The sequence below is a fragment of the uncultured Streptococcus sp. genome, assembly GCF_915066115.1.
Classification (GTDB): domain Bacteria; phylum Bacillota; class Bacilli; order Lactobacillales; family Streptococcaceae; genus Streptococcus.
In genome coordinates this window covers 1-15,327 of the sequence record NZ_CAJZDT010000031.1, presented here as the reverse complement: position 1 = coordinate 15,327, position 15,327 = coordinate 1, and the positions used below count along the sequence as shown (strand labels likewise).

16 protein-coding genes and 1 riboswitch are annotated in these 15,327 nt (G+C 41.3%); of the genes, 2 read left to right on the top strand and 14 right to left on the bottom strand.

The annotated features are described in order from the left end of the window. The 11 genes from QZ565_RS03650 to QZ565_RS03600 form a co-directional block, all read right to left on the bottom strand. Window positions 1–506 (bottom strand): N-acetyltransferase (locus tag QZ565_RS03650; RefSeq protein ID WP_295525754.1); only part of this gene is annotated, 506 nt, incomplete at its 3' end. Beyond that, window positions 506–1,552: a phenylalanine--tRNA ligase subunit alpha gene (gene pheS / locus QZ565_RS03645; RefSeq protein WP_031236936.1), complete on the bottom strand. Its 1,047-nt coding sequence runs from the start codon at window positions 1,550–1,552 to the stop codon at window positions 506–508. The genes QZ565_RS03650 and pheS, both read right to left, overlap by 1 nt. A gap of 270 nt (window positions 1,553–1,822) precedes the next feature. Continuing rightward, window positions 1,823–2,272 carry a GNAT family N-acetyltransferase gene (locus QZ565_RS03640; protein WP_192855242.1) on the bottom strand — a complete coding sequence of 150 codons (450 nt, stop codon included), beginning with the start codon at window positions 2,270–2,272 and terminating at the stop codon, window positions 1,823–1,825. A gap of 4 nt (window positions 2,273–2,276) precedes the next feature. Beyond that, the gene (locus QZ565_RS03635) at window positions 2,277–2,696 is read right to left on the bottom strand and encodes a chromosome partitioning protein ParB (RefSeq protein WP_084953525.1); all 420 of its coding nucleotides are present in this window, start codon (window positions 2,694–2,696) and stop codon (window positions 2,277–2,279) included. Window positions 2,697–2,723: 27 nt separating this feature from the next. Continuing rightward, entirely contained in the window at window positions 2,724–3,374 is a 651-nt protein-coding gene (locus QZ565_RS03630; protein WP_295525745.1) for a phosphatase PAP2 family protein, read from the bottom strand. Further along, window positions 3,364–3,927, bottom strand: a complete 564-nt coding sequence (locus tag QZ565_RS03625) for an ECF transporter S component (RefSeq protein ID WP_000185834.1) — start codon at window positions 3,925–3,927, stop codon at window positions 3,364–3,366. The genes QZ565_RS03630 and QZ565_RS03625 overlap by 11 nt, the downstream gene beginning before the upstream one ends. 163 nt (window positions 3,928–4,090) lie before the next feature. Next, window positions 4,091–4,309: riboswitch (FMN riboswitch) on the bottom strand. A 65-nt stretch (window positions 4,310–4,374) separates the two neighbouring features. Beyond that, the gene (locus tag QZ565_RS03620; protein ID WP_000181388.1) at window positions 4,375–4,878 is read right to left on the bottom strand and encodes a tRNA (cytidine(34)-2'-O)-methyltransferase; all 504 of its coding nucleotides are present in this window, start codon (window positions 4,876–4,878) and stop codon (window positions 4,375–4,377) included. A 192-nt stretch (window positions 4,879–5,070) separates the two neighbouring features. Next, complete coding sequence (locus QZ565_RS03615; RefSeq protein WP_295525732.1) at window positions 5,071–5,901, bottom strand: energy-coupling factor transporter transmembrane component T; 831 nt, start codon at window positions 5,899–5,901, stop codon at window positions 5,071–5,073. Continuing rightward, the gene (locus tag QZ565_RS03610; protein ID WP_295525729.1) at window positions 5,886–7,568 is read right to left on the bottom strand and encodes an ABC transporter ATP-binding protein; all 1,683 of its coding nucleotides are present in this window, start codon (window positions 7,566–7,568) and stop codon (window positions 5,886–5,888) included. Before QZ565_RS03610 ends, QZ565_RS03615 begins: the two co-directional genes overlap by 16 nt. Before the next feature lie 168 nt (window positions 7,569–7,736). After that, entirely contained in the window at window positions 7,737–8,282 is a 546-nt protein-coding gene (locus QZ565_RS03605) for an ECF-type riboflavin transporter substrate-binding protein (RefSeq protein ID WP_295525726.1), read from the bottom strand. 15 nt (window positions 8,283–8,297) lie between these two features. Further along, window positions 8,298–9,146, bottom strand: coding sequence for an S-adenosyl-l-methionine hydroxide adenosyltransferase family protein (locus tag QZ565_RS03600; RefSeq protein WP_295525723.1), 849 nt, complete (start codon window positions 9,144–9,146; stop codon window positions 8,298–8,300). Window positions 9,147–9,333: 187 nt separating this feature from the next. On the opposite strand from QZ565_RS03600, the gene trkA reads away from it, so the two are divergent. Continuing rightward, the gene (trkA, locus tag QZ565_RS03595) at window positions 9,334–10,683 is read left to right on the top strand and encodes a Trk system potassium transporter TrkA (RefSeq protein ID WP_295525721.1); all 1,350 of its coding nucleotides are present in this window, start codon (window positions 9,334–9,336) and stop codon (window positions 10,681–10,683) included. A 3-nt stretch (window positions 10,684–10,686) separates the two neighbouring features. After that, a complete protein-coding gene (locus tag QZ565_RS03590; RefSeq protein WP_295525719.1) occupies window positions 10,687–12,126 on the top strand; it encodes a TrkH family potassium uptake protein in 1,440 nt (479 codons plus the stop codon). Between the two features lie 44 nt (window positions 12,127–12,170). Here the strand turns inward: QZ565_RS03590 and QZ565_RS03585 are convergent, their stop codons facing one another. Genes QZ565_RS03585 through QZ565_RS03575 form a run of 3 tightly spaced genes read right to left on the bottom strand, consistent with a single transcriptional unit; the run spans window position 12,171 to window position 14,869 of the window. After that, window positions 12,171–12,974, bottom strand: coding sequence for an ATP-binding cassette domain-containing protein (locus QZ565_RS03585; protein WP_024057379.1), 804 nt, complete (start codon window positions 12,972–12,974; stop codon window positions 12,171–12,173). Between the two features lie 12 nt (window positions 12,975–12,986). Continuing rightward, window positions 12,987–13,880 carry an ABC transporter permease gene (locus QZ565_RS03580; protein ID WP_000011439.1) on the bottom strand — a complete coding sequence of 298 codons (894 nt, stop codon included), beginning with the start codon at window positions 13,878–13,880 and terminating at the stop codon, window positions 12,987–12,989. 11 nt (window positions 13,881–13,891) lie between these two features. Further along, complete coding sequence (locus QZ565_RS03575; protein ID WP_024057377.1) at window positions 13,892–14,869, bottom strand: ABC transporter substrate-binding protein; 978 nt, start codon at window positions 14,867–14,869, stop codon at window positions 13,892–13,894. Window positions 14,870–15,327 lie beyond the last annotated feature (458 nt).

Sequence of the window (15,327 nt, the reverse complement as noted above, 5' to 3'; positions counted from 1 at the left end):
GCGTATGTGTTCGCGGAGAAGCAAACCGAGTCTGCTTTTTGGCCAACCATAAAATAATGTTGGCTAAATTTTTCAAAACCATATCGATTATAAAACGCTTGAGCTTTTGTATTATGCTCCCAAACACCTAACCAAACCCAGGAAAAACTATTTTTTGTAGCAAGTTCAAGAGCGAATTCAAATAGTTGCTTACCGAATCCAAATCCTTGGAATTTTTGTAGCACATAGAGGCGTTGAATTTCAAAAGCGTCCTCTAATTCTCTCTCAGTTTGAGCACTTCCCCAGTTGACTTTGAGAAAACCAGCTCTCTCCTCTTCATGCATAATGAAATAGGTTTCGGATTCTGGATTTTCCAACTCAGTTGACAAAACTCTCAGACTATAAGCCTCTTCAAAGTATTCCTGTAACTGCTCTTCTGTATTATCATGAGCAAATGTTTCACGAAAGGTTTGTTTGGCAATTTTAGCCAACACCTCAACATCTGCCATTTCTACTTTTCTAATCATTATTTAAACTGTTCTGAGAAGCGGACATCTCCTTGGTAGAATCCACGGATATCGTTGATTCCGTAACGGAGCATAGCTACACGCTCTTGTCCAAGACCAAAGGCAAATCCAGAGTAAACAGTCGCATCGATACCACTCATTTCAAGGACACGTGGGTGAACCATACCGGCACCCATAATTTCGATCCAACCTGTTTTCTTACATACGTTACAGCCTTCTCCACCACACTTGAAGCAAGAAACATCCACCTCAACAGATGGCTCTGTGAATGGGAAGTAAGATGGACGCAGACGGATCTGACGCTCTTCACCGAACATTTTTTGGACAATCAACTGAAGCGTTCCTTGAAGGTCTGCCATAGAGATGTTTTTCCCAACAACCAAGCCTTCAATTTGGTGGAACTGGTGACTGTGGGTCGCATCGTCTGTGTCACGACGGAACACACGCCCTGGTGAGATCATTTTTAAAGGACCTTTAGAGAAATCATGGGCATCCATAGCACGCGCCTGCACTGGAGACGTGTGGGTACGGAGCAAGATTTCTTCAGTGATATAGAAAGTATCCTGCATATCACGAGCTGGGTGGTCTTTTGGAAGGTTCATACGTTCAAAGTTATAGTAGTCTTGCTCCACTTCAAAACCATCCACGACTTGGTAACCCATTCCAATGAAAATATCTTCGATTTCTTCACTGGTTTGTGTCAAAACGTGACGGTGACCAGTCGCAACAGGACGACCTGGAAGCGTCACATCGATACTCTCGCTAGCCAGCTGAGCCGCGACTTTCTTTTCTTCCAAGAGCTTAGCTATTTCTTCAAAGGCAGCTGTCAAGACATCGCGCGCTTCATTGACGTGTTTCCCAATGATTGGACGCATCTCAGCAGAAACATCTTTCATTCCTTTAAGAATCTCCGTAAGCGAACCCTTTTTCCCAAGGACAGAGACACGCAAGTCTTGCATCTCTTTTTCGTTTTCAGCAGTAATCTGCTTCAAGCTAGCCAGCGTTTCTTCGCGAAGCGCTTTTAATTGTTCTTCAATAGTTGACATAATTCCTCCATCAGTCTCTCGTAGATAAAAAGAAAACCACATGCCAAAAACTCCACTCGGAGCGTTGACACGCGGTACCATCCGTTTTCATCTGACAAGTCAGACCTTCATTTCTAAATCCATGCGCAAGTGAATTCACCCAGCTTTCATATAGAGAGCTTGCAGTCACGGCTCTCCTCCCTGATATACTTCCCTTGAGTTACTAGTCTTGCAGATTTCTATTCAATTACTACTTAGTTTATCAGATTTTTAGTTAAAAAACAAGTTAGATTAGACTAATTTCAGTATAAAACTCGTTCCTTTTTCCGTTGCTCCATCTTCCACAAATCCAAGCGACTTGAAACACCTCCTAGAAGCATGATTGTAGGTGTAGATTTCCTTGACTTTCAATTCTTTCCATCCTTTTACTCGAGCCAATTCAATCAAAGTACTTAGAACCTTTTTCCCAATCCCTCGATGTTGGTAAGCGGGATTCCCAATCACAATGGGGAGATTATCCTGAGATAGTGTAACATCCCCAATTGGAAACCATTCTCCCTTCTCCTTGACTTCAATCCAAAAAAGCTCACCATGCTGATCCAAATAAGAATACATAGCTTCCAAGGACGCTGGACTGTAAGGTCTCTTCACACCATCTACGAGGTGAACCAAGTTCACATCCTGATACCAAGCAAAAGCTTCTTCACAATGATTGACCTTATAATAAGGAACAAGACGCAGTGCATTATCTATTTGTAAAATCCGTTTCATCTGCTTTCCTTTTCAACAAAATAGTTGCTGCTTGATTAAAACCATCACACCAGTTATACCATTTTGCTTCATACTCATCTTGAGCTAAGATATGATTTTTTAAATCCAGAACAGAGTAAATCATTCTTTCCTCACAAGCTTGCGCATAGAGATGATATAGTTCATCACCACCATCTCTATCCCACTCAGCAGAAATCGTATCCCGACCTGCCAATAAAGCCTGATAAGCCCTGTGATGTCCATCTGTAATCAACAAGCAATTTCCAAAGGCAAGAATACTGATTGGATCGACTTGGATTGTTTCTGCCGACTGGTAAAGCATCTGAATATCTTGCAACTTCTTTTCTGATAAGTATAGTTGAGTCGGATGAAGATCTGCTATATTGACTTTCATTTCTTTCTCCTCAAAGGAATTTGATACTCACTTCTGCTTGCCTTTAAATCGCCATTGGAATCGGAGCTTGTCATAGAAGGGAAACTCGATAAACAGGACTCCCAAGCCCACACAGAGACTGGCAAGGACATCTGATGGATAGTGAACTCCCAGATAGACCCTTGATACCAGCACACTGACTAGGTAGAGACCAAGGACGATTTGCACGATTTTTCTCCAGACCGGATCTTTAATCCGCTGACTAAGAATAACAATCAGAGAGCCGACCATCAAGGTTACAGCCAGAGAATGACCGCTTGGAAAAGAAAATCCCTTCTCCTCTACCAAGTGTAAGATAGCTGGTCGTGGGCGCTGATAAATATTTTTAAAGATCACGATTAAAAGTCCAGCTAAAGTCAAATTCCCTAGCATAAAAAAACTTTCTATCTTCCATCGCTTACGATAAAAGACAAAAGCTACAATAGCAACCCAAGTGATAATCACTGGAATATCAATCAAGCGTGTGATGGCCCTAAAAAGAATAGTCAAGTAATCTGGCAAGTCTCCTCGAACGGCAGTCTGAATCGATTGGTCAAAACCGACCAGCGTTTCAGGGTAAAATTTGACCATGTAGCCAAGAATAACGAAAAGTAAAAGGGCAAAACTGCCCTTCATTAAAAATGTTTGTTTATCTCTCATAATGTTTTAAGGTTGGTTTCAAGAGAACATACAACAACCAGAATGAAACGGAAAAGATTACACCCTCAATCAAGTTAAAAGGTAATACCATAGTCATTAGGTAGTTGGAAAGTCCCAAAATTTTTCCAATATCAAAGTTAGCAAACTTAGCGTACAAAGGAACAGCATAAACATAGTTGAGAACCAACATAGCCACGGTCAAGCCAATAGTTCCAGCTAGAGATCCTAGTAGGAAACGAAGGGTTGTCCGTTCCTTTTTCCAAATCAAAGCAAATACGATGACAAAAACTCCCAAAGCTACGATATTCATTGGCAAACCAATGTAAGTATTCACTCCCTGACTGTTAAGAAGTAATTTCAAGAGTGAGCGAAGCAAGAGAACTCCTAGAGCAGCAGGCAAATCCATGACCACTAAGCCCACAAGGACTGGCAAGATACTAAATTCGATCTTAAGGAAGGATGCCGCTGGTAAAAGCGGAAAGTCAAAGTACATCAGCACAAATGAGATGGCTGATAGAATTGCAATGGTCGAAAGTCGACGTGTGTTTGTCATAACAGGTTCCTCCAATTTTCTATAAAATCAGAAGAAGTTAGAAAGGATTCCTCTATCTATTCTCACTTTTTATATCCCAAATCTTCCCTCTTACTCTATTAAGGAAATTCAAGCAAGCGGTTACAATCCAGCTATAAATCTATCAGAACAGACAAAGCTATTCTTTCGTCTTCTCCCATCCAGACTATACTGTCGGTTGTGGAATCTCACCACATCAGCTTGCGCTCGCGGACTTATTTGACTAAGATATTTTAGATTTATCTAGGCGTCGCAGTCGAAGATAATACTTAAAGTATATCGAGACAAGACAACGAAAAGAAAGCTAAAATAGCTAGTCAAATTTACCGCCGGTCGGGAATTACACCCTGCCCTGAAGACTCTTTTATCATAACAAAAAACGCTTGCAAGCGCAAGCATTTTGTTCATTTTCATTTTCATTTTCATTTTTTATTTCAATTTATCCACTTCATAGGTATGAACAAGCTCAAGACCTGCAAAGTTCTGCTGGCGGAGGGCTTCGTAAACAATCATGCATACTGTATTAGAGACATTGAGGCTACGGACGTGTTCATCATTCATAGGAATACGGAGAGCTTTCTCAGGATGTTCCCGCATAAAATCCTCAGGTAAGCCCTTGTCTTCACGCCCAAAGAGGAAATAATGGTCCTCATCAGTCGATAAATCCACCTCAGAATAGACTTTTTCCGCGAATTTCGAAATCAGATAGAGTTTACCCTTCATCTGAGACATAAAATCTTCCAAACTCTCGTAAAAATAAATCTCTAGCTTATCCCAATAATCCAATCCAGCCCGCTTCATCTTGCGGTCATCGATAGGAAAGCCCATAGGCTTGATGATGTGGAGGGGAGAATTGGTCGCAGCGCAAGTACGCGCGATATTACCTGTATTTTGTGGAATTTGAGGTTCAAATAATACAATGTGATTTGTCATGACTTGCTTCCTTTCACCATTGCAAAAAAATAGCCACACTGCCCGGAGTCAAGCTCAGCAAACAGCGTGGTTAAGGCATCGTTAACTTACCTCACAACAGGTTTGAAGTAAATCAGCGAAACTACTTTCTTAGTATAACACTTTCAGAATCATTGTCAATAGAAACGACTTGATTTTTTCAATTTTTTCAAGCTATTTCCAAGGGTTGTAAAATCGTCCCTGATTCTGCAAGATAAGTAGTAAACTAGCTACTAAAAACAAGGCAGCCAAGAGCAAGGTAATATAATCTCCTTTTTTCAAGGCCTGGTAACTATACCAAGTGCGTTTTTTCTCTTTCCCAAAGCGTCGAAGCTCCATGGCGGTCGCAATGGTATCAATGCGTTCTAACGAGCTAAAAATCAAGGGAGTAATAATGCGCAGATTGCCTTTGATTCGTTGCATAAGAGAAGCTTTCTTGGATAATTCCATCCCACGCGCCTCCTGAGACATCTTGATAGTAAAGAATTCTTCCTGCAAATCTGGAATATAGCGTAAGGTCAGGCTAACAGAATAGGCAATCTTATAGGGCACACCAATTTGATTTAAACTGGAAGCAAACTGACTAGGGTGGGTTGTCATCAAAAAGATAATAGCCAGAGGAATAGTGCAAAGGTACTTAATAGCCAAATTTAGCAAATAAAAGAGTTCTTGACTGGTCAGAGTGTAGGCACCGATTCCCTGCCAAATCACACTTCTCTCTCCGTAAAGTCCAACCCCATACTCGGGAGAAAAGAGATAGACCATCAAAACGTTTAAAACGGCAAATACCGTCGCAAAAACTGCTACAAAGGAAACATCTTTAAAGCGGATTTCTGACAAATAGAGGAGAAAAACCGAAAAGATGGCAATCAGAACAAGCAGTTTGGTATCATAGCTAATCATGGCCGCCAAGGACACGAGGATGAAAAAGAGAAGTTTCCCAGCTCCTGACAAGCGATGAATCACAGTATCTCTATGCTGGTAACCAATTAATTTAGCTTGCATCCTTCTCTCCTTTCTTTGTAAAATGCCGTTAAAGCAAGTGGATCCACGTCGAGCTTCTTAGCCAAGTTGAAGATAGAGGTCTCTTTTAGATTGGCTTTTACTAACAACTCGGGATTACTCAACAGACTAGCTGGATCCGTATCGGCAATCAATTCCCCGTCCACCATGACGAGGGCTCGGTCTGAATAATCCAGCATCAATTGCATATCATGCGTAATCATGACAATCGTATGCCCTTTTTGATGCAGTTCTTCGAGAAATTCCATAATCTCAGTATAGTTCTTCTGGTCTTGACCTGCAGTCGGTTCATCTAGGAGGATAATTTCAGCTCCTAAGACCAAAATCGATGCAATCGTGACACGCTTTTTCTGACCAAATGACAGGGCAGAAATGGGCCAATTACGGAATTCATACAATCCACAGATTTTCAAGGTTTCATAGACTCTCGTTTCAATTTCCTGCTCGTCCACACCTCGCAAACGAAGCCCTAGAGCCACCTCATCAAAAATCATATTGGTTGAAATCATTTGATTGGGATTTTGCAGCACATAGCCTACTCGTTCTGCCCGCTCTGCAACAGAATCTCCTTTGATATTCTGTCCTTCCCAAAGATAGCGGCCTTCAGTCTGAATAAAGCTACTTAAGGCCTTGGCTAGAGTCGATTTCCCTGCTCCATTTTTTCCGACAATGGCAATCTTTTCGCCCTTTTTAATATCCAGATGAATAGATTTTAAAATTGGTCTATCATCATAAGAAAAGGACACATCCTCTAGTCTAAAGAGTGACTGCAATTCTTGGGTTTCTTTTGCCAATTCCGTCTGTAACTGAATCTGGCCTTTTGAGATAGACAAGTTATCCAGATTTGCTAATTGTTCTTCCTTCTTTAAATCCACACCCAATTGACGGAGAGTGGTTAGATAAAGGGGTTCTCGAATTCCATTTTGGGTCAATAGATCAGTCGCCAGTAGCTGGTCAGGGCTCCCATTAAAGAGGATACGACCATCGTTTATCAAGACAATCCGATCCACAGGACGATGCAGAACGTCCTCCAAACGGTGCTCGATAATAAGTGTCGTCGTCCCCTCCTCCTTATGAATCTGATCAATCAATTCGATAATATCCTGACCTGACTTGGGATCCAGATTGGCGAGTGGCTCATCAAACAAAAGAATCGGACTCTCATCAATCAAGACACCAGCCAGACTGACTCGCTGCTTTTGTCCACCTGACAAATCCTGAGGACGCTGAGACAGTAAAGAAAGAAGGTCCAGCTTTTCAGACCATTTATGAACACGGCTTTTCATCTCTTCTAAACTTGTTACATCATTTTCTAGAGCAAAAGCCAAATCCTCTGCCACGGATAAACCGATAAACTGCCCATCTGTATCCTGCAAAACCGTGCTGACCAGATGAGACTTATCATAGATACTCATATCAAAGGCCGCTTGCCCCTTGATCAAAAATTCTCCAGACGTCTGACCCTTGTAAATATTGGGAATAATCCCATTCAAACACTGACCCAAGGTAGACTTACCTGACCCAGATGGCCCAACAATTAAGACTTTCTCTCCCTTGTAAATGGTTAAGTCCACTCCTTGCAAGGTCGGTTCTTGTTGTGTTTCATACCGGAAAGAGAAATCCTTCCACTCAATTATAGCTTCTTTCATCTTACTCTCTTCATTCGCTTCTTAGACTTCTATTTTATCATAAATTAAACCCTTCTTGCAGACTCTTCTCTTAAAAACTTAGCTCCCACAAGATTCCTAGCCTAGATTGCTTACCTGACTAGCCTATAAATAGTGAAAAAGACCGGTTGCCCAGCCTTTTCCCTTATATTAATCCTTTTTCAAACTTCCTGAACGAGTCTGCGTACGTGAATAAGCTAGCAAGAGAAGGGTTCCTGCGATAGCTATAGTCACCGCGTTTGCAATACCTGCAACAATCCCTTGGGCAAATACTTTTTCTGCAGCTTCTTGATAAATCACAACATCTCCAAGTGGTGCCAAGACACCCCAAACAAGAGCATTTGCAATAATCTGAATGAGGTTAAAGAAGACAATATCCTTCAACTCAAAAACACCCTGTGTTACTCGAATGTATTTTCTAAAGAGTCCGACAGCTAGACCAAAGAGACCGCTAGCAATAATCCAAGTCCACCAAAGACCGTAGCCAGCAAGAGAGTCCTTCACCGCATGACCGATTAAACCAACAAGTAGACCAACTAGAGGGCCAAAAATGATTGACAAGAGGCTCTGTACCGCATACTGAAGCTGGATGCTTGTATTTGGAACAGGTGTCGGAATGCTGATCATCCCGATAACAACAAAGAGCGCAGCTCCAACACCGATAGCAACAACTTGTTTAATTGATTGATTTTTCATCTATATTCTCCTATTTTATGATTCTATTTTCTTTATTTCGATGGTCCAAGATGAACCGACACCCACATTATAAGCCTTGGCAAAAGAACCTTGGTTGATAGCCAGACCTAAACGATAGAGAGAGTTGATGTAAAGGATTGGTTGCCCAATTCTCACATCTGCAAATGATTTGCCATAGACAACCTGATTTTGATAGACCAGCATATCTGCATGATAGATAGTCACTTCAAAACGGTCACCAAATGCTGGTTCCAGTTTGTAAAATTCTTCTCGCGTGATAGAGGTCCAAAGCGAACCAAAACGTACATCCAGAATATCAATAGCTCCCTTGACCAGATGATATTCAATGATGGTCTCAACGACTGGAAGTTCTACAATCTGATCCACGCTGAGCTCAGGCCCTACTTCCTCAAAAGTAATGTGACCACTGGCTAGTTTAGCTCCAGTATAGGCGTAGACATCCCGACCGTGGAAAGTATAAGAATGCTCTGTATTTTGACGTCTATTAGCTACTTCAGAAATCTCACGAATAGCCACAATTCCAACGTGTTTCTTGATAAAGGAAAGCGTCCCATTATCTGGCGTGACAATGTATTGATTTTTTGCAGTCTTGGCAACCACACTCTTACGTTTCGAACCGACACCTGGATCGACAACCGATACAAAAGTCGTTCCCTCAGGCCAGTAATCCACCGTCTGAAAGAGACGATAGCTCCCCTCAAAAATATTATAAGGCGTGATATCGTGCGTCAAGTGATGGATTTTTAAGGTTGGAGACTCTTCTAAAGCCACTCCAATCATAGCCGATACCGCACCATCTACCAGACCAAAGTCTGATTGTAATACCAGTAAATTATTATTCATTTTGTCTCCTTGTGTACCCTTTATCTTACCACATTTCAGAGAAAGTCGCTAATAGCTATTTCAATTGGTTAGGGTATAGTTTTACCTTATAACAAAATTCCATTAAAAGCTCTTGTTATTAGCTAGTAGGTGCATTTTTTCTTGAAAAAGGGTATGATAGTTACATCATGAAAAAGTAGGTTTTAATATGAAAATTATCCTTGTCGGAGGAGGAAAAGTCGGTTTTGCCCTCTGTCGCTCCTTGGTTGCAGAAAAGCATGATGTTTTGCTGATTGAGCAAGACGAAGCTGTTCTCAATCATATTGTTAATCGCTTTGATATCATGGGTATCCTCGGTAACGGTGCCGATTTCACAATCCTTGAGCAAGCTAGTGTCCAGGATTGTGATATCTTTATCGCCCTGACTGAGTACGATGAAGTGAACATGATTGCAGCCGTTCTAGCCAAAAAAATGGGAGCTAAAGAAACCATCGTTCGGGTACGGAACCCTGAATATTCTAACTCTTATTTCAAAGAAAAAAATATTCTCGGTTTTTCTCTTATCGTTAATCCTGAACTCTTGGCTGCCCGCGCTATTGCCAATATCATTGACTTCCCAAATGCTCTCTCTGTCGAACGTTTCTTTGGGGGACGGGTCAGTTTGATGGAATTCACTGTTAAATCTTCCAGCGGTCTTTGCCAAATGCCCATTTCTGATTTTCGTAAAAAATTTGGCAATGTTATTGTCTGCGCTATAGAGAGGAATCATCAAATTATCATCCCAAGTGGTGACATGACGATACAGGATAAAGATAGAATCTTTGTCACTGGTAACCGTGTTGATATGATGCTCTTCCATAATTATTTCAAATCACGTGCCGTGAAGAGCCTTCTCATCGTTGGTGCAGGTAGAATTGCCTATTATCTACTAGGCATTCTCAAAGATAGTCGTATCGATACTAAAGTCATCGAAATCAATCCCGAAATCGCCAGCTTCTTTAGCGAGAAATTCCCAAATCTCTACATCGTTCAAGGAGATGGTACCGCAAAAGATATCCTGCTGGAAGAAAGTGCTCAAAACTATGATGCCGTTGCAACACTGACAGGGGTTGATGAGGAAAATCTGATTACCTCTATGTTCCTTGACAGGGTAGGTGTACAAAAAAATATCACCAAGGTCAATCGTACCAGTCTCCTCGAGATTATCAATGCGCCTGATTTTTCAAGTATCATCACACCTAAAAGCATTGCTGTAGATACGATTATGCACTTTATTCGTGGTCGGGTTAATGCCCAGTATTCAGACCTTCAGGCCATGCACCATCTAGCTAATGGCCAAATCGAAACCCTGCAATTCCATATCAAGGAAGCCAATAAAATGACTGCCAAACCTCTTTCTCAACTGAAACTGAAAAAAGGGGTTCTTATTGCAGCTATCATCCGAAAAGGCAAAACTATTTTCCCTACTGGGGAAGATATGCTTGAAGTCGGAGACAAACTTCTAGTAACGACCTTGTTGCCGAATATCACCAAGATTTATGACTTGATTGCGAGGTAAGAGATGAATAAAAGTATGATTCGCTACCTCCTTTCAAAGTTGCTTTTGATTGAAGCTGTTCTTCTTTTGGTTCCTGTGGCTGTTGCTATCTATTACCGTGAATCGAGCCAAGTCTTTACAGCCCTCTTTTCGACCATAGGGATTCTCGTATTGCTGGGCGGTTCAGGGAGTTTGGAAAAACCAAAAAATCAACGGATTTATGCCAAGGAGGGAATCTTGATTGTTGCCCTCTGTTGGATCCTTTGGTCTTTCTTTGGCGGTCTCCCCTTTGTCTTTGCTGGGCAGATTCCCAGCGTTATCGATGCCTTTTTTGAGATTAGTTCTGGCTTTACAACTACCGGAGCAACTATTCTGAACGACGTTTCAGTTCTCAGTCGCTCCCTCCTCTTCTGGCGAAGTTTTACCCACTTGATTGGAGGGATGGGGGTGCTTGTTTTTGCGCTTGCTATTATGGATAATGCCAAGAATAGCCACCTAGAAGTAATGAAGGCTGAGGTTCCTGGCCCTGTTTTTGGTAAAGTAGTATCCAAACTAAAAAACACTGCCCAGATTCTCTATCTCCTTTATCTAGCTCTCTTTTCCCTCTTTGTCATCATCTATTATCTGGCTGGCATGCCCCTATTTGATAGTTTTGTCATTGCCATGGGAACAGCAGGTACAGGAGGTTTTACAGTCTATAACGATGGAATCGCCCACTATGGTAGCTCACTGATTACCTATCTAGTTAGTATCGGAGTTTTGGTTTTTGGGGTAAATTTCAACCTCTACTACTACCTCATGCTCCGTCGCGTCAAAGCCTTCTTTGGTGACGAAGAACTTCGGGCTTACTTGGTCATCGTGCTGGTTTCTACAGGATTGATCAGCCTCAATACTCTCTACCTCTACCCGGGATTTTCAAAGAGCTTTGAAATGGCCTTCTTCCAGGTTTCCAATATCATTACGACGACTGGTTTTGGTTACGGAGATATTACCAACTGGCCCCTCTTCTCCCAGTTTATCCTCCTCTTCCTCATGGGAATCGGTGGTTCTGCTGGTTCAACCGCAGGTGGACTCAAGGTTATTCGAGGCCTTATCCTTTCAAAAATTGCTAAAAACCAGATTTTATCAATCCTATCACCCCACCGTGTTTTGACCCTCCATGTTAATAAAACGGTGATTGACAAAGATACCCAGCATAAAATTCTCAAGTACTTTGTCATCTATTCTATGATTTTGCTAGCACTTATCTTTATTGTCAGCCTAGATAGCAATGATTTCCTAGTTGTGACCAGCGCTGTCTTTAGCTGTTTCAATAATATCGGGCCTGTTCTAGGAACCACTTCTAGTTTCTCAATCTTTAGTCCTATCTCAAAAATTCTCCTCTCCTTTGCAATGATTGCAGGGCGCTTGGAGATTTATCCTATCTTACTTCTCTTTATGAAGAGAACCTGGTCTAAGAGATAAAATACAACCGCACCTTGTTTCCTTACAAAGTGTGGTGTTTTTCTTTATCCCAAAACCAATTCATCACTGACCAGACTTTGACCACTATTTTTCTGGAAGAGATGCATGAGATTTTCAACCGTCAGATGCTTTTTCTCCTCTCCCTTGACATCCACCACTATCTTACCCTGATAGAGCATAATGATACGATTGCCGTACTCAATCGCATGGTTCATATCGTGGGTAATCATCAAAGTCGTCAACTGATGGTGTTCCACAATCTTTTGCGTCAAGTCCATCACCATTTGACTCGTTTTCGGATCAAGCGCCGCAGTGTGTTCATCCAAAAGCAAAAGTTTAGGTTTCACCAGAGCTGCCATGACTAGGGTCAAGGCCTGTCTTTGTCCTCCTGAAAGGTATTGGGTATCCACTTTCAAGCGATTTTCAAGGCCAATATTCAACTCTTTCAAGGCCTCTTGGAACTGGATTCTCTCCTTCTCCTTCACGCCCCAACCAAGCCCTCTCTTCTGCCCACGTCTCAAGGCAATAGCCATATTCTCCTCAATCGTCAAACGAGAAGCTGTTCCCATCTTAGGATCTTGAAAAACACGGGCAATATCCTTGGCTCTCTTTCTTACACTAAGATTTTTAATGGATTTGCCTGCCAATAAAAGGTCCCCTTCATCCACCGATAGATTGCCAGCCAAGATATTCATCAAAGTGGATTTCCCTGCTCCATTTCCACCAATCACAGAGATAAAATCTCCCTCTTCAACCTCTAAGTCTAATCCTTTGAGGACATGGTTCTCATTGACCGTCCCTGCTTCAAAGGTTTTGTGAATATTTTCAAGTGTTAACAAACTTGCCATAACTTTCTCCTCCTATTCATTTCTCAGTTTCAAACCACGAATCTTTAATCTCTTTTGCAGTTCTGGTGCAAATAACACTAAGGCTAGCAAGATTGCATTAAAGAGACGTACCAGGTTTTGATCTAGATTTGGAATTTCATAGATATTTAAAATAATCAAACGGTAAACAATGGCACCGATTCCGATAGATAACAAGCGACCTCCAATGGTCAAGTCGTGTATCAAAACTTCTGCAATAATAACTGCACTCAAACCAACAACGATGGTTCCTGTCCCAGAGGTTACGTCTGAAAATCCATCATTTTGAGCGAACAAGGAACCACACAGGGCAATCAAACCATTTGAAATCATGTAACCAACAATCTTCATGGTGTCTACATTGACCCCATTAGCCTCACTCATCGGAATATTGTCCCCAGTCGAACGCAAGACCAATCCAATCTCCGTTTTCATCAAAAGAGTCAAGACCAAACAAACAAGTAGGAGACAGGCCAAACTGAATGAGAAAACAGCTTCTTCATTTGTCAGCCCCAAGCTCGCCAATTGTTTAAAGACAGTTGAAGAATCTCCCAAGGAAAGGTTGGGCACACTGCCCATGATTTTAATATTGATTGAATAAAGCCCTGTCAAGGTCACAATCCCTGTCAAGAGAGCTGGGATTTTCATCTTGGTGTGGAGCATTCCTGATACAAGACCAGCTACCATACCTGCCAGCAAAGCAAGTAAGGTCGCAATCCAAGGATTTGTCCCTGCCTGTATCTGCGATACAACGACAGCTGCCCCCAAAGGAAAGGCTCCTTCAGCAGTCATATCCGCAATATCCAAAATACGGAAAGTCAAGTAAACTCCAATGGCCATAATCGACCACAACAAACCTTCTGATAAACTAGATAATACAAAACTCATCTTAAACCTCCCTATTCCTTGCTTTCCAACTTACTAATATCAATTCCTAGTGCATCTGCCATTTCTTGATTGGTATGCAATTCCAGTTTTTCAGGCAACTCAACTGCTATATTTTCTGGTTTCTCACCTTTTAAGACACGAATCAACATGCGGGCTGTCTGCCGTCCCAATTCTTCATAATTGGTACCGTAGTTATACAAACCACCAACCGCAATCATTTCCGTTGAGCCACCGAATACTGGAACCTTGTGTTTAATAGAAACCTGCTTAACTGTTTCCATGGTTGACGAAATGATATTGTCCGTTGGTACAAAAACCATATCCACTTCTGCCATCAAACTCTCTGCTGCCGCTTTGACATTGTTACTGTCCAAGATTGTTTTTTCAACAACGGTAAAGCCTTTTTCTTCCAGAAGTCGCTTAGCTTCATCCTTTTGGACAACTGAGTTTGGCTCGCTCTGAGTATAGAGGATTCCAATTGTTTTAGCTTTTGGCAACACTTTCTTTATCAAATTGATTTGGGTTGAGATAGCATCTGATGACTGATCACTTGTTCCAGTTACATTGCCCCCAGGATGCTCTCTTGACTCTACCAACTTGGCACTGACAGGGTCTGTTACAGCTGAAAAGATAACCGGTGTCGTTTGTGTTGTATTAGCCAAGCTCTGAGCAGAAGGCGTTGCGATAGCTAGAACGACATCACTAGATTCTGCTAGTTGCTGGGAAATCGTTTTTAGGTTTCGTTGTTCTCCCTGTGCATTTTGCAAATCAATCTCGATATTTTTCCCTTCAGCATAGCCTTGCTTGGCAAGCTCATCCACAAACCCTTCTCTAGTAGCGTCTAAGGACTGGTGGGTAATAAATTGCGAAATACCGATACGAAACACATCTTTTTTCTTATCTGCCTTCAACTGATGCAAACTAATCAGAGAGGTCAAGAGAATCCCCACTACCAAGAGAGGGGCTAGTAATTTTCGAACAACTTTCATAATGAAACTCCTTCTCAGAAAAGATAAAACAAAAAACCGCCTAGATAATATCTAAACGGATGCTTGAAATAAGCTAACAAGTTACAACTTAGCTAGTCCATTTAGATATTCATCTATATGGACCACAATCAAAAATCTTAGCCACATAGATACAAACAAATTGCTTGAACTGTTTGCATCCATGGTGACATGTCTACAAACACTATCTAAAGTAGCTAAAGTAAAAGTTTTGATTCATCGTTACAGCTTGTCTCTTATTCATTTCTTTTTCTGCTTTCTTTTTTGATGTTTCCTATCTTACCACCTTTTTCATCACCTGTCAAGAATATTTCAGAATTTTTTAAAATTTTTCGAAAATTCTTTCATAAATCTTTCAATTCTTTTATTATATCATACATTTCTAAAAGTTTCTCTTTTCCAATAGAAGTTAGTCCAGAAATTTCTTTTATATGAGAAAG